The 18,324-nt window shown below is 74.1% G+C and carries 15 protein-coding genes and 1 tRNA gene; 9 read left to right on the forward strand and 7 right to left on the reverse strand.

Going from position 1 to position 18,324, the window contains the following annotated elements; genetic code table 11:
- Positions 1-127: 127 nt before the first annotated feature.
- Both Q0858_RS06375 and Q0858_RS06380 read right to left on the reverse strand, forming a co-directional pair.
- Entirely contained in the window at positions 128-490 is a 363-nt protein-coding gene (locus tag Q0858_RS06375) for a DUF5130 family protein (protein WP_299052021.1), read from the reverse strand.
- A complete protein-coding gene (locus Q0858_RS06380; protein WP_299052022.1) occupies positions 480-818 on the reverse strand; it encodes a hypothetical protein in 339 nt (112 codons plus the stop codon). Before Q0858_RS06380 ends, Q0858_RS06375 begins: the two co-directional genes overlap by 11 nt.
- Positions 819-905: 87 nt before the next feature.
- On the opposite strand from Q0858_RS06380, the gene Q0858_RS06385 reads away from it, so the two are divergent.
- Positions 906-1,910 (forward strand): mechanosensitive ion channel family protein, encoded by a 1,005-nt coding sequence (locus tag Q0858_RS06385; protein ID WP_299052023.1) that lies wholly within the window; start codon positions 906-908, stop codon positions 1,908-1,910.
- Positions 1,907-2,308: a globin gene (locus Q0858_RS06390; protein WP_299052024.1), complete on the forward strand. Its 402-nt coding sequence runs from the start codon at positions 1,907-1,909 to the stop codon at positions 2,306-2,308. The genes Q0858_RS06385 and Q0858_RS06390 overlap by 4 nt, the downstream gene beginning before the upstream one ends.
- A gap of 7 nt (positions 2,309-2,315) precedes the next feature.
- Here the strand turns inward: Q0858_RS06390 and Q0858_RS06395 are convergent, their stop codons facing one another.
- Positions 2,316-3,215 (reverse strand): acyl-CoA thioesterase, encoded by a 900-nt coding sequence (locus Q0858_RS06395; RefSeq protein ID WP_299052025.1) that lies wholly within the window; start codon positions 3,213-3,215, stop codon positions 2,316-2,318.
- Positions 3,216-3,288: 73 nt separating this feature from the next.
- Between Q0858_RS06395 and Q0858_RS06400 the strand changes: the two genes are divergently transcribed.
- The 3 genes from Q0858_RS06400 to Q0858_RS06410 all read left to right on the forward strand — a co-directional run bounded on the left by Q0858_RS06400 (position 3,289) and on the right by Q0858_RS06410 (position 5,999).
- Complete coding sequence (locus Q0858_RS06400) at positions 3,289-4,506, forward strand: acetyl-CoA C-acetyltransferase (protein WP_299052026.1); 1,218 nt, start codon at positions 3,289-3,291, stop codon at positions 4,504-4,506.
- A 49-nt stretch (positions 4,507-4,555) separates the two neighbouring features.
- Positions 4,556-5,056: a MarR family transcriptional regulator gene (locus Q0858_RS06405; protein WP_299052027.1), complete on the forward strand. Its 501-nt coding sequence runs from the start codon at positions 4,556-4,558 to the stop codon at positions 5,054-5,056.
- Positions 5,057-5,309: 253 nt separating this feature from the next.
- Positions 5,310-5,999: a DUF1097 domain-containing protein gene (locus tag Q0858_RS06410; protein ID WP_299052028.1), complete on the forward strand. Its 690-nt coding sequence runs from the start codon at positions 5,310-5,312 to the stop codon at positions 5,997-5,999.
- A gap of 79 nt (positions 6,000-6,078) precedes the next feature.
- Here the strand turns inward: Q0858_RS06410 and ettA are convergent, their stop codons facing one another.
- The 3 genes from ettA to Q0858_RS06425 form a co-directional block, all read right to left on the reverse strand.
- Positions 6,079-7,761, reverse strand: a complete 1,683-nt coding sequence (gene ettA, locus Q0858_RS06415) for an energy-dependent translational throttle protein EttA (protein ID WP_299052029.1) — start codon at positions 7,759-7,761, stop codon at positions 6,079-6,081.
- A 78-nt stretch (positions 7,762-7,839) separates the two neighbouring features.
- Complete coding sequence (locus tag Q0858_RS06420) at positions 7,840-9,498, reverse strand: GTPase (protein WP_299052030.1); 1,659 nt, start codon at positions 9,496-9,498, stop codon at positions 7,840-7,842.
- Positions 9,499-9,576: 78 nt separating this feature from the next.
- A complete protein-coding gene (locus Q0858_RS06425; protein ID WP_299052031.1) occupies positions 9,577-11,385 on the reverse strand; it encodes a dynamin family protein in 1,809 nt (602 codons plus the stop codon).
- Positions 11,386-11,465: 80 nt separating this feature from the next.
- Here Q0858_RS06425 and Q0858_RS06430 point away from each other — a divergent pair, with 80 nt between their 5' ends.
- Positions 11,466-12,920 carry an aminopeptidase P family protein gene (locus Q0858_RS06430; protein ID WP_366915996.1) on the forward strand — a complete coding sequence of 485 codons (1,455 nt, stop codon included), beginning with the start codon at positions 11,466-11,468 and terminating at the stop codon, positions 12,918-12,920.
- A gap of 154 nt (positions 12,921-13,074) precedes the next feature.
- A tRNA-Arg gene (locus Q0858_RS06435) sits at positions 13,075-13,148 on the forward strand.
- On the opposite strand, the gene Q0858_RS06440 is transcribed toward Q0858_RS06435, so the two are convergent.
- Positions 13,122-14,108: an NAD-dependent epimerase/dehydratase family protein gene (locus Q0858_RS06440; protein WP_299052032.1), complete on the reverse strand. Its 987-nt coding sequence runs from the start codon at positions 14,106-14,108 to the stop codon at positions 13,122-13,124. The genes Q0858_RS06435 and Q0858_RS06440 overlap by 27 nt on opposite strands.
- Positions 14,109-14,254: 146 nt before the next feature.
- Here Q0858_RS06440 and Q0858_RS06445 point away from each other — a divergent pair, with 146 nt between their 5' ends.
- Entirely contained in the window at positions 14,255-14,971 is a 717-nt protein-coding gene (locus Q0858_RS06445; RefSeq protein WP_299052033.1) for a TetR/AcrR family transcriptional regulator, read from the forward strand.
- Positions 14,972-15,097: 126 nt separating this feature from the next.
- Positions 15,098-18,304, forward strand: coding sequence for an amidohydrolase family protein (locus Q0858_RS06450; protein WP_299052034.1), 3,207 nt, complete (start codon positions 15,098-15,100; stop codon positions 18,302-18,304).
- The last annotated feature ends 20 nt before the right edge of the window (positions 18,305-18,324 follow it).

An 18,324-nucleotide genomic window follows, 5' to 3' on the forward strand; every position in this document is an offset into this window, starting at 1 on the left:
AGTGTGTCGATTCGCTGTCGCCATGGCGACAGCGAATCGACACACTCTCCCGGTGGCGCTGCTGACCTCGGCAGTGTGGGGCCGGCCACGGCCGAGCCACGAGATCGGGTGACGGGAAGGTGCTACCTCAGGACGAGGCGGCTGTGTCGGCCATCATCGCGATGCCCGAGGTGAGGCCGCCGACGAAGTCGCCCTGGGCGAAGGCGGTCTCCATCTGGAGCACCGCGAAGTGGACGCGGGTGTCGGGGAGGCGGCGGCGCACCTCGGCGCCGGTGACGACCTCGACCACCCGGCGTACCGGGTCGAGCATGATCAGCACGCTGTGCGACGGCGAGACGAGCGAGTTGTGCAGCCGGGTGGCGTACTCCCGGCTGTCGCCCTCGGTCTCCCCCGCGAAGACGGAGAACTCCAGCCGCGTCTGCTCCTCGGCGCGCCTCAGCGCGACGTCGATGGACTGACGCTGCGAGGCGCTGAAGGTCTCACCACGCACCGCGAGCGCCTCCGGCCTCGGAGTCGGCGGAGTCCGGCGCGGCCAGCTCCTTCGTGCCGTGGCGGGGGCCGCCGATCCACTGGTCCTCCAGCTGGCCCGACCCGGGCGCGACGCGCTCGCCGCGCGCGAGCGGCGGCAGGTAGACCATCAGCACGACCAGGGCGAACAGCCCCACCGGGATGCCGACGAGCAGCCAGACGACCGTCAGGCCGCTGACCGGCGGCGGGTCGCTCCAGCCGACGGGCACGGCGGCGGCCGGCCCGGCCAGGGCGAGGAGGAGACCACCGACGAGGGCGGTCAGCAGCGAGGCTCGGCGAAGCACGTCCACACGGAGGAGGGTATCGGTCCCCCCGGCCCCCCGGGCCCGGGCGTCCCTGATTCGGCCGACCCCACCGGCCGCCCCGATACTGGACCGATGCTTGCGATCGACACCTTCGCGGCCTGCGAGCCGGACCAGGCCTGGTCCTGCCGCATCACCCGCGAGCTGACCGGCAACGACACCGCGGCGACCCTCGCCGAGCTCCTCCTGGGCAAGCCCGCAGCCGTCCTCGGGATCGTGCTGCTGGGCGCGCTCGGGCGGTGGATCATCCACCGCCTCATCGACCGCCTGGTGCGTCGCGCCGAGCACAGCATGGCGGGCAACAAGCCGTCGCTGACGATCCCGCCCGCCGACGACCTCGTCGCCCCCGCTCCCGTCAGCCACCGCCGCAAGCAGCGGACCCGCACGCTGGGCTCGCTGCTGAAGAGCGTCGCGACGGGAGCCATCGTCGCGATCGTCTCGATCATGGCGCTCTCCGAGATCGGGGTGAACGTCGCGCCGCTGATCGCCAGCGCCGGGATCGTCGGCGTCGCCCTCGGCTTCGGCGCGCAGAGCCTCGTGAGCGACGTCATCAGCGGCGTGTTCATGCTCGTCGAGGACCAGTACGGCGTGGGCGACGAGGTGGACCTCGGCGAGGCCATCGGCACCGTGGAGGCGGTGAGCCTGCGCGTCACCCGGGTGCGCGACATCCACGGCGTGGTCTGGTACGTCCGCAACGGCGAGATCGTCCGCGTCGGCAACCAGAGCCAGAACTGGTCGAAGTCCGTGCTCGACATCTCCGTCGGGTACGGCGAGGACCTCGACCGGGTCACCCGCATCCTCGAGGAGGCCGCCCACGACATGTGGGAGGACGAGGACTACCGCGGCCAGATCCTCGAGGAGCCCACCGTCCTCGGCATCCAGGACCTCGCCGTCGACGGCGTGCTCATCCGCCTGTCCATCAAGACCGCCCCCGGCGAGCAGTGGGCGGTGTCCCGCGAGATGCGCCTCCGCATCAAGAACCGCTTCGACGCCGAGGGCATCCAGATGCTCCTCCCCCAGCGTGTCCTGTGGTCGGGCGACCAGCGCGGCGCGGGCACCACGACCGGGGCCGGCGCGTGACCGCCACCGACGGAGGAGCGCCCGAGGCGACCTTCTACGACGAGATCGGCGGGTACGACGTCCTCGCCGGCATCGTGGCCCGGTTCTACGAGGGCGTGGCGACCGACCCGGTGCTGCGCCCGATGTACCCCGAGGAGGACCTCGCGCCCGCCCAGGAGCGGTTCACGCTCTTCCTGGTGCAGTACTGGGGCGGGCCGAAGACCTACTCGGAGCAGCGCGGCCACCCCCGGCTGCGGATGCGCCACGCGCCCTTCCGGGTCACGCCCGAGGCCCGCGACCACTGGCTCAGCAGCTTCCGGGCCGCGATGGACACGGCCGGGCTCACCCCGGCGCAGGACGAGCGGCTGTGGGGCTACGTGACCTACGCCGCCGACTTCATGGTCAACACCCTGGACTGACGGCCCGTCAGGGCGTGAGCCGGGACCGCAGCACCTCGAGGTACGGCGCGGGCGGCACCGCGGCGCGCTGGGCCTCGGGGTCGAAGCCGACGACGACCACGCGGGCGCGGGCCAGCGGGCCCGGACCGCCGTTCTCCGGGGGCTCCTCGGTGGGGTCGTCGAGCTCCGAGACCAGGACGAAGGAGGTCCGGCGGACCTCCTCGACCCGGGTGCGGGTCCGGTACGGCTCGCCGCGGAACAGCACCGGCCGCAGGTAGTCGACGTCCGTGCGGGCCACGACCACCGACATCGGCGGCGTGCCCTCCGGCACCCCCGCCATGAGCTCGGAGAAGGTCCGGATGCGGGCCTCCTGGAACAGCTCGACGTACGCCACGTTGTTCACGTGGCCGAAGACGTCGACGTCGGAGAACCGGACGGCGGTGGGCACGTCGGTCCAGGCGGCCGGACCGGGCGAGGGCCGGGCGCGACGGACGGGCTCCCCCGGCTCCAGGAAGGCCGAGAGGCCCTCACGCTCGGCGTGCGTCAGGCGCCGGGGCCGGTCCGCGTCGAAGTCGTACGGCGCCAGCAGGGTGCGGGCCCGCAGGACGACCTCTCGCTCGGTGTCGTCCGAGGACGAGCGCCCCGCCGTCACCTCGTAGTCGAGGGTGAACGCCCCGGCGCGGACCTCGCTGGTCCACATCTCGACCCGCACGTGACGGCGCAGCCGCAGCGGGGCGACGTACGACACCTCGAGACGGACCACCACCGACCCGCGGGTCAGCGGCGCCGGCCCGTCGGGGGTGGCGCCGTGGCTGCGGAGCATGTCGATGCGCGCCTCCTGCAGCACGTCGACGTGGGCGACGTTGTTGACGTGACCCAGCAGGTCCAGGTCGGCCCACCGCAGGGGGCACTCGTAGACGTGGCGCACGGGGTGGATCCTGGCAGAGAGGAGGACTGGTTACTGTGTGGTAACCCGCTCCTGGACGTCTGGAAGGACCCCCATGCCCGAGGCAGTCATCGTCGCGACCGCACGCTCCCCGATCGGACGGGCCAACAAGGGCTCGCTCAAGGACCTGCGTCCTGACGACCTGGCGGCGTCCATGGTCGCCGCCGCCCTGGACAAGGTGCCGGCGCTCGACCGCAACGACGTCGACGACCTCTACCTCGGCTGCGGGCTCCCCGGCGGCGAGTCCGGCTTCAACATGGCCCGCGTCGTGAACGTCATCAACGGCATGGACTCGGTCCCCGGCGCCACCGTCACCCGCTACTGCTCCTCGTCCGTGCAGACCACCCGGATGGCGTTCCACGCCATCAAGGCCGGCGAGGGCGACGTCTTCGTGTCCGCCGGCGTCGAGACCGTCTCGCGGTTCGCGAAGGGCACCTCGGACCACATCCCCGACACCCAGAACCCGCTGTTCGCCGACGCCCGCGCCCGCACCAAGGCCACCGCCGAGAACGGCGAGGGCTGGCACGACCCGCGCCAGGACGGCGTCCTTCCCGACGCCTACATCGCGATGGGCTACACCGCCGAGAACGTCGCGAAGCTGCGCGGGCTGGACCGCCGCGAGCTCGACGAGTTCGGCGTCCGCTCCCAGAACCTGGCCGAGAAGGCGATCAACGACGGCTTCTGGGCTCGCGAGATCACCCCCGTGACCCTGCCCGACGGCACCGTCGTCGACACCGACGACGGTCCCCGTGCCGGCGTCACCTACGAGGCCGTCTCGTCGCTGCAGCCCGTCTTCCGCCCGGACGGCGTCGTCACCGCCGCCAACTGCTGCCCGCTGAACGACGGCGCCGCCGCGGTGGTCGTGATGTCCGACACCCGCGCCGCCGAGCTCGGCCTGACCCCGCTGGCCCGCATCGTGTCCACCGGCGTGTCGGGCCTGTCCCCCGAGATCATGGGCCTCGGGCCCGTCGAGGCCAGCAAGCAGGCCCTGGCGCGCGCCGGGATGAGCATCGGCGACATCGACCTGGTCGAGATCAACGAGGCGTTCGCGGCCCAGGTCGTGCCGTCCTACCAGGACCTGGGCATCGACCTGGACCGGCTCAACGTCAACGGCGGGGCGATCGCGATCGGGCACCCGTTCGGCATGACCGGCGCCCGCCTCACGGCCACGATGCTGAACTCGCTGGACTGGCACGACAAGTCCACCGGGCTCGTCACCATGTGCGTCGGCGGCGGGCAGGGCATGGCGCTCGTGCTCGAGCGGATGGGCTGAGCCGACCGTGCCCCTGACCTGCGGGGCCCCGAGGCTCTAACATTCCCAGGTGAGTGTCGGGGGACAGAACGTCACGGAGCCGGCATGGCTCGATGCGGACCAGCAACGCTCGTGGCGCGCCCTCGTCCTGGGCATGACCCTGCTGACGCACCGGTTGGACGACGAGCTGCGCCGCGGGTTCGGCCTGTCGCTCACGGAGTACGAGATCCTCGTGCGCCTGGCGGAGTCGACCGAGCGCGAGATGCGGATGGCGGCGCTCGCCGACTCGCTGTGCCTGAGCCGCAGCCGCATCACCCACACGGTCGCCCGCATGGAGGCCGCGGGACTGGTCGAGCGGCGCGCGAGCCAGCAGGACGGCCGGGGGGTGGTGGCCGTGATGACCGACGGCGGCGAGCAGCGCCTGCAGGAGGCCTCGCCGTCCCACGTCGCTGCGGTCCGCGAGCACCTCGTGGACCTCGTCGACCCGTCCGACTTCCGCAGCCTGGGGCGGGTCATGGACGCCGTGTCCGACGCCCTGGTCGCGCAGAACCCGGACGCCGAGATCCGCTGACCGCAGCACGACGACCGCGCGCCTGACCGGGTGCGCGTGTCAGATTGAGACGCGACGGGCGCGACGACGGCTCTGGGGCGGCCTACCGTCGTCCCGTCCGTGACCACCGTCACAGGCCGTGACCGGCACCCGACCCGGGGTGCCCTGTGCGGGACGTCCTCCCGCCCCTCTCCTGCCCCCTCCCGACGCGCACCTGCCCCGGTCACGCCCCTCGCGACCCGGGTCCTCGGCGCGCGTCAGAAACGAGTCCGTCATGCTCGCCCGTCTCAAGTCCTCCGTCCCCCTCGCCCTCGTCATCGGCGTCCTCGCCTTCCTGTGGTGCGAGTTCGCCCTCAACTTCACCTTCCACTGGGTCACGAACGGCGACCTGGGCAACGGCCTGGACCTGCCCAGCAACTTCCACCTCGTGGTCCCCGCCGCCTTCATCTCGTGGGGCTTCATCTTCGCCGCCGGCGCCGACACGGCCGCGTTCGTCAAGGTCACCGTGGCCAGCGTCGTCGGCGGCGTGGCCGGTCTCGCCGCGATGCTGTTCTCCTCGGCGATCGCTCCGCTCCCCGACTTCTGGGGCATCGCGCTCGCCGTCGCCGTCTTCGCCATCATCCTGGTCCTGATGAGCGCGCTCGGTGACTGGCACTACGTGCCGGCCACCTTCGGCGCCTTCGCGTCGGTGTTCTTCTGGTGGACCGCGACCGGCCTGGACACGTGGGCACCCGACGGCGGCGGCGTCGGCAACAGCGTGCAGGCGCTGGCCGACCCGCTCACCGCCGGCGCCGGTGCCTTCGGCGGCGTCATCTCGACCCCGCTCGAGATGGTGTTCGTGAACGTCACCGTCAGCCTGCTGTGCGGCTGCCTGCTCGGCCTCGCCTCCCTGAAGCTCACGGGGCTGATCAGCCCGGCCGCCCCGGCCGAGGAGCCCCAGCGGCAGGAGACCACCTCGGCCTGAGCCCGGACGCACCCGACCCCGGCGCGCCAGGTGGCGGGCCGGGGCCGGGTGCGCGGGTCTCCCACCCGTCGGTCGCGCGTCAGTCGCGCGTGAGGCGGCGGTGCGTCACGCGGTGCGGCCGAGCGGCCTCCGCGCCGAGGCGCTGGATCTTGTTCTCCTCGTACGCCGCGAAGTTGCCCTCGAACCAGAACCACTTCGCGGGGTTCTCGTCGTCGCCCTCCCAGGCCAGGATATGGGTCGCGACGCGGTCGAGGAACCACCGGTCGTGGGAGGTCACCACGGCGCAGCCGGGGAAGTCGAGCAGCGCGTCCTCGAGCGACGACAGCGTCTCGACGTCCAGGTCGTTGGTGGGCTCGTCGAGCAGCAGCAGGTTGCCGCCCATCTTCAGGGTCAGCGCGAGGTTCAGCCGGTTGCGCTCACCACCGGACAGGACGCCCGCCTTCTTCTGCTGGTCCGGGCCCTTGAACCCGAACGACGCCACGTAGGCGCGGGAGTTCATCTCGAAGTTGGCGACCTTGATGAAGTCGAGCCCGTCGGAGACGACCTCCCAGACGTTCTTCTGCGGGTCGAGACCGCCGCGACTCTGGTCGACGTACGAGATCTTCACGGTCTTGCCGACGTTCAGGACACCCTCGTCCGGCTCCTCGCCGCCAGTGATCATGCGGAACAGGGTGGTCTTGCCGACGCCGTTGGGGCCGATGACGCCGACGATGCCGGCGCGGGGCAGCGTGAACGACAGGTCGTCGATCAGCACGCGTCCCTCGAAGCCCTTGGTCAGGTCGTTCGAGTCGAGGACGACGTCACCGAGGCGCGGGCCGGCGGGGATGTTGATCTCGGAGGTGTCGATCTTGCGCGCGCGGTCGGCCTCGGCGGCCATCTCCTCGTAGCGCGCGAGGCGGGAGCGGCTCTTCGTCTGGCGGGCCTTGGCGTTGGAGCGGACCCACTCCAGCTCCTTCTCCAGCATCTTCGCGCGCTTCGCGTCCTTCGCGCCCTCGATCTTGAGGCGGTCCTTCTTCGTCTCGAGGTAGGTCGAGTAGTTGCCCTCGTAGCCGTGGATGCTGCCGCGGTCGACCTCGGCGATCCACTCGGCGACGTTGTCGAGGAAGTACCGGTCGTGGGTGACGGCGAGGACGGCGCCGGGGTAGCTCTTCAGGTGGCCCTCGAGCCACTGCACCGACTCGGCGTCGAGGTGGTTGGTGGGCTCGTCGAGCAGCAGCAGGCTGGGCTGCTGGAGCAGCAGCTTGCACAGGGCCACACGGCGTCGCTCACCACCGGACAGGGTGTCCACGATCGCGTCGGGCGGCGGGCAGCGCAGCGCGTCCATGGCCTGGTCGAGGCGGGAGTCGATGTCCCAGGCGTTGGCGTTGTCGAGGTCGGTCTGCAGGTCGCCCATCTCGGCCATGAGGGCGTCGAAGTCGGCGTCCGGGTCGGCCATGGCCTCGGAGATCTCGTTGTAGCGCGCCATCTTGGTCGTGATGTCGCCGACGGCCTCCTGGACGTTCTCCAGGACGGTCCGGCCCTCGCTCAGCGGGGGCTCCTGCTGGAGCATCCCGACGGTGGCCTCGGGGTCGAGGAACGCGTCGCCGTTGTTGGGCTGGTCGAGGCCGGCCATGATCTTCAGCAGGGAGGACTTGCCGGCGCCGTTCGGCCCCACGACGCCGATCTTGGCCCCGTGGAGGAACGAGAGGGTGACGTCGTCGAGCACGACCTTGTCGCCGTGGGACTTGCGCACCTTGCGCAGGGTGAACACGTAGTCGGCCATGGCCTCAACCCTAGGACCCCGCGCCCCGTGGGCCGCCCCCGGCCGGTGGGGCGCCGGGGCCGCCGTGGTCGGACCGGCTCAGCCGCGGGCGCGGGCGATCGCCGCGGAGAGCTGCGCGTGGGCGGCGAGCTCGGAGCGCAGGGGCGTCACGACGAGGTCGCCGGCCGCCTCGGAGACGGTGTGGCGCATCATCCGGTCGGCCACGTCGGCGCGGAAGCGCGCCGTCCGGCCGACCGACGACCAGGCCACGACGGTGAGCAGCAGGCCACCGACGAGGCCCACCGCCAGCAGCAGGAGCGGGAGGTCGACGGGTCCCAGCGCGTACCCGGGGGCCACCCCGGCGGCGACCAGCCCGAACCAGACCGCACCGCCGACGGCCACCAGCAGCAGCACCCACTGGAGCACCTGGACCAGGCGCACCCAGAGGGGCAGCCTCGCGACGCCGAGGTCGGAGGAGCCGAGCGCACCGTCGACGCGCTCCGCGAGGTCGCCCGACCGCTCGGTCGTGACCCGCCGTACGGCGTCGGCCCAGGCCGGGGGCAGGCCGGCGGAGTGCTCGTCGGCGAGGTCGCGGGTCGCGGCGTCGAAGCGGGGACGCTCGACGGGCGCGACGCGCGGCAGGTAGGAGCGGCCACCCAGCTGTCGGCCCGACTCCTCGCCGAGCTCCAGGCCGCTGGCCGCGACCGGGTCCTTGCGCAGCGCGGGCAGCCACGCCAGCAGCGGCCAGGCGGTGGCCCGGCGGGCGCGGCGGCGTACCGAGCCCCCGACCGCGCGGGTGACGACGGGCACGCCCGCCGCGTCGGCGAGCGCGTCGGTGAAGGCGGCGACGCGGTCGTCGCCGAGCTCGCGCGGCGGTGCGCCGCTCCCGGCGCCGGCCGCCTCCGCGAGCCGGTCCGCGGCGGCGCGGACGTCGACGTCGACACGACCGCGGGCGAGCGCCTTGTCGGAGACCCGGCGACCGATCTCGCTGCGCAGCTCGTCGACGCCCCAGCCCTCCCGGGCCGACACCCCGATGAGCGGCACCTCGGCGAGGCCGTCGGCGACGAGCAGGCGGCGCACGTCGGCGAGCATCGCGTCGCGGCGGGCCTCGGGCACGGCGTCGAGGTGGTTGAGGACGACGACGATCTGGTCGGCGTGGGCCGCGAGCGGACGCAGGTAGCGGTCGTGGACCGCGTTGTCGGCGTACTTCTGGGGGTCGAGGACCCAGACCATGAGGTCGGCCTTCTCGACGAGGCGGTCCACCTCGAGGTGGTGGGAGACCTCGGTCGAGTCGTGGTCGGGTAGGTCGAGGAGGACGACGCCGTCCAGGTCGGCGCCCTCGTGGCGGCTGCCGTCGAGCATCGAGCCGCGACTGGTCTGGTGACGCGGCGGGATGCCGAGCCAGTCGAGGACCTCGCTGGCGTCACGGGAGCCCCACACGCAGGCCGCGGCCCAGGACGTCGTGGGGCGGCGCACGCCGGTCGCGGCGAGCTCCAGCCCGGTGAGGGCATTGAAGGTGGAGGACTTCCCGGAGCCGGTGGCGCCGGCGATCGCGACGACGGTGTGGTCGGCGGAGAGCCGCATGCGGCCGGCGGCGCGGTGCGCGGTGGACTCGGCCTGCTCGACGGCGTCGGGGTCGACGCGCTCGCGCGCCAGGTCGACGGCGGCGACGAGGGCCTCGACGCGGTCACCGGTGCCCGTGCCGCGCTGCGGCTCGTCACCGGGACGCGGGCGGGCCCCCTCGAGCAGGGACGTCATGTGGTTCCTCGCAGGCACTGGCTGGCGGACCGGACGGGTGTCCGGCCGTGTCGGCACGGTGCCGACCCTGTGCACAGCCTAGGGTGTGCCCGCTCCGTCGACGGCAGGACGGGACGATCGGAAGCGGACGTCGTCCACGCGGCGGGCCGCCTCGCGCACCCGCTCGGGCAGGGCGGGGTCCAGCTCGAGGCCGTCGAGCAGGTCGAGGTGACGGGCGCCCTCGGCGGTCATCAGCGACGCCACGCGGCGGTCGAGGTCGGACCGGGCGCGCGACGACAGCGACCGGACGGCCTGCTCGCCGAACACGGCGGCGAGCAACCGCTCCCCCAGGAGCGCGCTGTCGGCGGCATCGCCGGAGCTGACCAGGGCCCCCTGGGACTGGCTGAACACGACCACCATCAGCGCGACCGTGAGGCCGTCGGCGCCGAAGGCGAGGTAGCGGGCGGTCGAGCGCTTGTCGGAGCCCTCGGCCTTGACCATCCGCAACAGACCCTCCCGCCACTCGACGGCCAGGCGCTCGGCCCGGGCGCGGACGTCGGAGGTGGCGCGGCTGAGGTCGGACGACCCGGAGTCCAGGAGGCGGGCACCGGTCTCGTGCTCGCGCCAGGCCACGGCCGCCTGCTGGGCGGCGACCTTCGCATGCTCGACGAGCACGGCCACGAGGCTGCCCTGGATCGCGGCGGTGACGTGGTCCGCGGACTGCGGGCGTCCGCGGACGGCGTTGACGACGCGCTCGCGGAGCCGGCCGACGCGCTCCTCCAGGGTGCGCAGGAGGTCGCCGGTGCCGATGAGCTCCTGCCACTGCGCCAGCACCTCGCCGCGCAGCATGGTGCCGTCCGCCGTCGCCTCCTTGGCCGCGACGACCGCCTGGGCGTACGCCGCCTGCGACCTCTCGCGGAGCTCGGCGGCAGCGCGGAGCTGGTGCTCGTAGGCCCCGGCGAGGGTGTGGGACCGGGCGCCGAGGGTCCGGATGGCCCCACCGACGGTCCGCGCCGCGACCGCGGCCCGGGCGTCGGTGTCGTCGGCGAGCGTCTGCATCCAGTCCCGCACGCCACGGACGGCGTCGGGGGGCAGCAGCCCCTGCTCGTCGAGCTCGGACTCGGGCACGGTGAACAGGGGGCAGTCCTTGAGACCGCGGCTGGCGAGCATCCGGGCGAGGTGGGTCGCGACGGTCCCGGCGTCCTCGGCCGAGGTGCGGTCCAGGACGATCGCCACGGAGGTCGCGCGGTCCGCGGCCTGCCGCAGCAGCTCCCACGGGACGAGGTCGGAGTAGCGGGCCGCCGACGTCACGAACAGCCACAGGTCGCCGGCGGCGAGCAGCTCGGCCGCGAGGGCGCGGTTGGCGGCCTCGACAGAGTCGACGTCGGGGGCGTCCAGGACGGCGACACCCGGGGGCACCGCGTCGCTGACGACGAGCTGGATGGCGGCGGGGTCGTCGGTGGGCTTGTCGACGCGGGTGAGCTCGGGCAGCAGCCGGTCCTGGTCGAACCAGCCGGCGTCGTCGGGGTGGTGGACGAGCACCGGGGACCGGGTGGTCGGACGCAGCACGCCGGACTGGGTGACGGGGTGGCCGACCAGGGAGTTCACGAGCGTGGACTTCCCGGCGCCCGTGGAGCCGCCGACCACGGCGAGCAGCGGGCCCTCCATGGTCGTGACCCGCGGGATCAGGTAGTCCTCGAGCTGCGAGACCAGCTCGACGCGGTCGTCGCGCGCCGCGGGCGCCCCGTCGACGTCGAGCGGCAGCGCCACCTCGCCGACCACGCCGTGCAGCCGCACCAGGGCGGTCAGCATGCGGGTGCCGCCGACGCGGCTGCCCGCGTCGGGACCCGCCGCGGCGCCGGTGCCCGTGTGGCCCGGCGGCGGCTCGGCTCCGTCCGGGCTGACCATGGGGGGAGCGTAACGGAGGCCACTCCTGCACCACGCCAGGCCGGTCGTACCGGGCGCGGTGCGGCGTAGGGTGGACGACCGTGGACGACGCCCAGGACACCCAGCAGACGGACGTGACCCCCGCCGAGGCGGCGCAGGCCGAGGACCTCCACGTGGAGTCCCACGACCCCGCCGTGCCGGAGGCCTACGCCACCTTCATGCGGACCGGGTGGGGCACGCGCGAGACCGACCTGCCCCCGCACCCGGTGGCCTCGTGGGCCGCGGGTCGTCGTACGGCGCTGGCGGAGGCCTTCCCCGGCGAGCGCCTGGTGGTCCCGGCCGGCACCTTCAAGGTCCGCAGCAACGACACCGACTACCGCTTCCGGCCCGACACGGCCCACACGTGGCTGTCGGGCAACCAGACCTCCGACGCGGTCCTGGTCGTCGAGGACGGCGAGGCGGTGCTGTACGCCCGCCCCGGCTCGGACCGGGAGACCGACGAGTTCTTCCGCGACCGCCAGTACGGCGACCTGTGGGCCGGCCGCCGTCCGTCGCTGCGCGAGATGTCGGACTCGCTGGGCCTCGAGGTCCGTCACGTCAACGACCTCGAGGCCGCCCTGACGTCGTCCGCGAAGACACGCGTGCACCGGGGGGTCGACGCCCGCGTCGACGCGACCCTGGCCGGCGACGAGGGTCGTGACGGCGAGCTCGCCCGCGTGCTGTCGGAGATGCGGCTCGTCAAGGACGAGTGGGAGGTCGGCGAGCTGCAGGAGGCCTGCGACATCACGACGCTCGGCTTCGAGGACTCGGTCCGCGAGTGGGACCGCGTGCTCGAGCACGGCGAGCGCTGGATCGAGGGCACCTTCTTCCGCCGCGCCCGCGCGATGGGCAACGACCTGGGCTACGACGCCATCGTCGGCAACGGCGCCCACGCGACGACGCTGCACTGGATCGAGAACTCCGGGGCCGTCGTCCCCGGCGAGCTGATCCTGCTCGACATGGGCGTGGAGGGTCACAACCTCTACACCGCCGACGTCACCCGCACGCTGCCGGTCAGCGGCACCTGGACACCGGTGCAGCGCGACCTCTACTCCCTCGTGCTGGCCGCCCAGACCGCCGGCATCGAGGCGGTCCGCCCGGGGGCGGCGTTCCTCGCCGCCCACCACGCGGCGATGGACGTGCTCGCCCACGGCCTGGAGGACCTCGGCCTGCTGCCCGTGTCCGCCGAGGAGGCGCTGGACCCCGAGTCGAAGGTCTACGCCCGCTGGACGCTGCACGGCACCAGCCACATGCTCGGCATGGACGTCCACGACTGCGCCAGCGCCTCGCTCGACGTCTACCCGCGCGGCGACCTCGCGGAGGGGATGTGCCTCACGGTCGAGCCGGGCCTGTACTTCCAGCCCGACGACCTCCTGGTCCCCGAGGAGCTGCGCGGCATCGGCATCCGCATCGAGGACGACGTCCTCGTCACCGCCGACGGCTGCGAGAACCTCTCCGCCGCCCTCCCCCGCGACCCCGACGACATCGTCGAGTGGATGGCGTCCCACCGCGGCTGACCACCGGGTCGGAGCCGGGTGGGCCCTGGCCGACTTCCCAGGGTAAGCGGGGATGTCGGCACCTACCGTGCCGAATTCGGCACGGTAGGTGCCGAGGTCACTGCCTAGCCTGGGAAGTCGGCCGGTCCCACCCGCCCGCCATACTGGGCGCACTGCCTCCGTAGCTCAGCTGGATAGAGCAGCGGCCTTCTAATCCGCCGGTCACAGGTTCGAGTCCTGTCGGGGGCGCTCTGCCGCGGCCGTCGCGGGCCCCGACGTCTCGGCGGTCGCGCGGCAGACCTCGGCCCACGGCGTCGGCGCGAGGCCGAGCTCGCGGGTGATCGCGGAGGAGTCGAGGACGTACGGCGCCTCGAACTGGTGGACCGTCTCCCGCAGCTCGCGCAGCATCGGGACGACCACGCCACCCAGCCCGAGGAGGGCCCGCGGCCACGCGCGCACCGCGACCGGCTCGACGCCCGCGGCGCGACAGACGTCGGCGACCGCCTGTCGCTGCGTGACCGGCGGGTTGGTGGGCGCGTGCCAGACCCGACCGTGCGCGGCCGGGTCCTCGGCGGTCGCGACCAGCGCACGCGCCATGTCGCGGACGTCCGTGAAGGAGTGGGGCACGTCGGCCCGGCCGAAGACCCGGACGGCCCGACCGGTGAGGGCGCGCCGCGCCACCATCGGGACGTGGGCCGTGGCGACCCCGGGCCCCATGTAGTCCGAGCCGCGCACCTCGACCGCGCGGATCCGGCCCTCGCGGTGCGCCTGCAGGGCGTCCGCCCACATGCGGGCCCGCAACCTCTCCTTCGGTCCCGTCCCGGCGTCGGGCATGCCCTCGGTCATGGGCCCGGTGACACGGCCGTAGGGGTAGAGGCAGGAGGCCGTCGCGAGGACCGCCCCCGTCCGCTCCGCCGCGGCCAGGAGGGCCTCGTGCACCGGTGGCCACCACGTCGACCACACGTCGTACGACGGCGGGTTGACGCAGTTGTGGAGGACGGCCGGCCCACCCCCGGACACCCTCGTCACCAGGGCGGACAGCGCCGCCGCGTCGGCCGCGTCGAGCGCCACCCGGCGGACGCCGTCCAGCTCCTCCCCGGAGCCGGACCGGCTCGCGAGCACGACGTCCGTCCGTCCCAGCGAGGCCAGGTGCGTCGCTGTCGCTCGCCCGACCGGGCCGGCCCCCACCACCACGTGTGCTGTCTCCATCGTCCTGCTCCTCCACTCGTCCAGCCCTGTCGCGAGAGCACCGCTCTCGTTCTCTCCGTGCCGAGCATGCCTGCCCGGGACCGTCAGAGCAAGAGCGGTGCTCTCTTTTCTTGCCACCGCTCTCGACGGTGCTCCAGGATGAGCCCATGCCGTCCGCCTCGCGCACCGCCCGCGACCTCGCCCGCGTCGAGCTGACGCGGGCGATCCTCGACAGCGCCCGGGAGCAGCTGCGGGAGGTCGGCCCCGCGGCCCTGTCCGTCCGCGCCGTGGCCCGCGACGTCGGGATGGTCTCGTCGGCGGTCTACCGCTACTTCCCCAGCCGGGACAGCCTGCTCACGGCGCTCCTCGTCGAGGCGTACGACGACCTGGGCGAGGCCGTGGAGCGTGCTCACGCGGCCGCGGCCGGCAGCCCGCCCGCCGTCCGCTGGCGCGTCGCCTGCCACGCCCTGCGGGACTGGGCCCGCGACCAGCCCCACCGGTACGCGCTGGCCTACGGCAGCCCGGTGCCCGGCTACGTCGCGCCCGCCGACACCGTCGCCCCCGCCGGCCGCGTCGCGACGGTGCTGCTGGGGATCGTCGGGCGCGTGACGGCCGACCGGCCCGCTGCCGACAGGGGCCCGGGGCCCGGCTCCCCCGCCGTGAGCGACGCGGAGGCGAGGTCTGTCGAGCCGGTCGGGCGGCTGCTGGACCCGCCCCTGCCGCCCGCGGAGACCGCCCGCCTGCTGGGCGCCTGGGCCACCCTGCTCGGGCACGTGTCGCTCGAGCTGTTCGGCCACCTGGAGAACGCGGTGCTCGACCTCGACGTCCACTTCGCCCACCTGCTCGACCTGCTCGTCGCCGACCTCGGGCTGCCCGAGGGCTGACCCGCCCGGAGCCGTTCGTCGCGCCGGAGCGACCGTTCGTCGTGACGCGCGCCCGGCGGGCTTCCCGCGGCCCGGGCAGGGCGCGTAGGCCTGCGTGTGACGTACGCCACCACTCGGGAGGTCACCGTGCCCCAGCCCCGCCGCGCCCACGACCCGCTGTCCACGACGTTCGCACTGCGCCGCCGGCGCCTGCTGCAGACGACGGGGACCGCCGCCCTCGTCGGCGCCGCGACCCGGGCGGTCGATCCCGTCGGCGCGGCCGCCGCGGCTCCCGCTCCCGCGGAGCAGCGGGTGACCCTGCGGCAGGGCACGAACACCATGGTCGCGGCGTCGCCGGACGGTCGGTGGCTCGCGCTCGACCTGGTCGTCTCCATCTGGGTGCTGCCCGTCGAGGGCGGCGACGCCCGGCGCCTGACCGGCGACCTGCAGGACGCCACCCGCCCGGCCTTCTCGCCGGACGGGCGCACGATCGCGTTCCAGTCCTACCGCGACGGCAACTACCACGTCTGGACCGTCCGCCGCGACGGCAGCCGCCTGACCCAGCACACCCGCGGCACCGCGGACCACCGCGAGCCGACGTGGCTCCCCGACGGCTCCGGCCTCGTGCTGTCCTCGGACCGCGGCGGTGCCGGGTCGTACGGCCTGTGGCGCCTCGACCTCGCGACCGGCCGCCTGAGGGCGGTCACCGACTCCGCCGCGGAGGAGGGGGAGCCCGCGGTCTCCCCCGACGGGACCCGGGTCGCCTTCAGCGTCGGTACCTCCACCACCGGCGGCGCCCGCATCGACGAGGCCGCCCTCGACGGCAGCGGCCGCCGGACGGTCGTCGCCGCCCGCGACGACGGCAGCACGGTCTTCGGGCCGTCGTACTCGCCGGAGGGCCGGCTGGCCCACGTCCGCCTGACGGGCGCCACCACGACGCTCGTGGTCGACGGGGAGGACGTCGCGACCCCGGACGACGCCGATGTCTGCTGCCTCCCACCGGCCTGGGTGTCGGACGACGAGGTCGTCCACGTGGTCGACGGCCGCCTCACGCGGATCGCGGTCGACTCCGGGGACGCCACCCGCCTCGGGTTCGCCGCCGCCGTGGCCGTGACCTCGAGCCGCCCCGAGCCCCGGACGCCGGACCTCGCGGACCGCTCACGGCGCCGCGCCCTCGGCATCGCGAGCCCGGTGGCCTCGCCCGACGGGAGCCGGATCGCGTTCCGTGCGCTCAACGCCCTGTGGGTCGCCGACGCGACCGGCGGCCGGCCCCGCCGGGTGGTCTCGGACGGCTACTTCTCCTCCGACCCCGACTTCACCCCGGACGGGGAGTCGCTGGTCTACGCGAGCGACCGCGCCGGCGAGGCCGACCTCTGGCGCCACGACCTGGCGACCGGGCGGGACGTCCGCCTGACCGCCCTGCCGGGGGCCCAGACGGCACCGCGGGTCTCCCCCACCGGCCGGTACGTCGCCTACCACGACCAGGACGGCGCCGGCTTCGTCGTCGACCTGGAGGACTCCTCGGTGCGCCAGGTCCACGACGCGCTGTTCCAACCCGGCCGGATGAGCTGGACGCCGGACGAGTCCACCCTCGTGCTCGCCGCCGTGCGGCCCTCCTCCGCGCGGTTCCGGGAGGGCACCAGCCAGCTGCTGTACGTCGACGTGGCCTCCGGCGACCTCGAGTACGTCGCCCCGATGCCCGACCGCTCGCTGTCCACGCGGGGGGACGACGGCCCGGTCGTGTCCCCCGACGGCCGGCGGGCGGCGTTCGTCGTCGAGAGCCGGTTGTACGTCGTCCCGCTCGAGCCGGGCACCTTCCGGCCGCGTGGGACCCCCCGCGAGGTCACCGACGAGGTCACCGACGCCCCCGTCTGGCTCGACGACCGCACCCTGCTGACGCTGAGCAACGGCCGCCTGCGCCGCCACCCGCTGCGGGGGCGGGCGCGGACGATCCCCCTCGACCTGTCCTACTCCCCCGCGCGCACCGAGCGGGCCCAGGTCGTCCACGCCGGCGCCCTGTGGGACGGCACCGCCCGCAGCCTGCGCCGCGACGTCGACGTCCTGGTCCGGGACGGCCGGGTGCAGCAGGTGCGCGACCACCGGGGACGGCCCGACGTCGACGCCTCCGGGCTGACCGCGATGCCCGGCCTGATCGACGCCCACAACCACTGGCACCTGCGCGGTCGCGCGTGGGGAGCCCGGCAGGGCCGGCTGTGGCTGTCGTACGGCATCACCTCGACGCGCTCGCCCGGCGACCCGGCGTACCAGATGGCCGAGACCCGGGAGGCGCTGCGCGCGGGCACGCTGGTGGGGCCGCGGTTCTTCGCCACCGGCGAGGCGATCGACGGCTCGCGGGTCTACTACAACTTCATGCGGCCCACGCTGTCGGCGACGCAGCTGCGCCGCGAGGTGGAGCGGGCCGCGGGGCTCGACTACGACCTGGTGAAGACCTACGTCCGCTTGCCCGTCGTCCTGCAGCGCCGCGCGGTCGGGCTGGTGCACCGGCTGGGGCTGCGCCTCAGCTCGCACTACCTCTACCCGGCCGAGCGCATCGGGATGGACGGCCAGGAGCACACCGGCGCCACGAACCGGCTCGGCTACTCCCACACCGTGACCCGCCTCGGCCGCTCGTACGGCGACGCGGTCACCCTCTTCACCGCGTCCGGGATGTCGATCACCCCGACGCTGTTCAACTCGACCGTCGTCCACGTCGACGACCCGTCCCTGGTGGAGGACCGGCGCACCCGGACGCTGTTCCCGTCGTGGGAGTACCAGCTGCTGCTCGACGAGGTCGCCACCGCCGCCGGCCCGGCCGGGGAGACCACGCGGGCGCTGCTGGCCGGCAACGTCGAGATGGTCCGCCGCATCCACGACGGCGGCGGCTTCGTCATCGCCGGCACCGACGCGCCCCTGGACAACGTCGCCGTCTCGCTGCACGCCAACCTGCGCGCGATGGTCGGCGGCGGCATGACGCCGTACGACGTGCTGCGGACGGCGACCGTGAACCCCGCCCGCTGGCTCGGGCTGGAGGGCCAGCTCGGCGTGGTGGAGCCCGGCGCGCAGGCCGACCTGTCGTTCGTGCGCGGCGACCCGCTGGCCGACGTCGACGCCGCCGCCGCGGTGGAGCGGGTGATGGTCGGCGGCCGGACGTGGACCGTCGACGAGCTCCTCGCGGCGTACGAAGACGGGTCGGGCGGGGCCGGGTCCCCGGGCGGCCGTGCGGCCGACGTCCCGGCCGCGATCGGTCCCGACGCCGCCCCCGAGGCCCGGGACTGGCGGCTCGGTGACCACGCCGAGGGCGAGTACTGGTGGCACGAGCCGGAGTGGCTGCACCGGGCCTGCTGCGAGGGCTGAGCCCGTTCCCGACGCGCCGC

Source organism: uncultured Nocardioides sp. (assembly GCF_947489365.1).
Lineage (GTDB): Bacteria > Actinomycetota > Actinomycetes > Propionibacteriales > Nocardioidaceae > Nocardioides.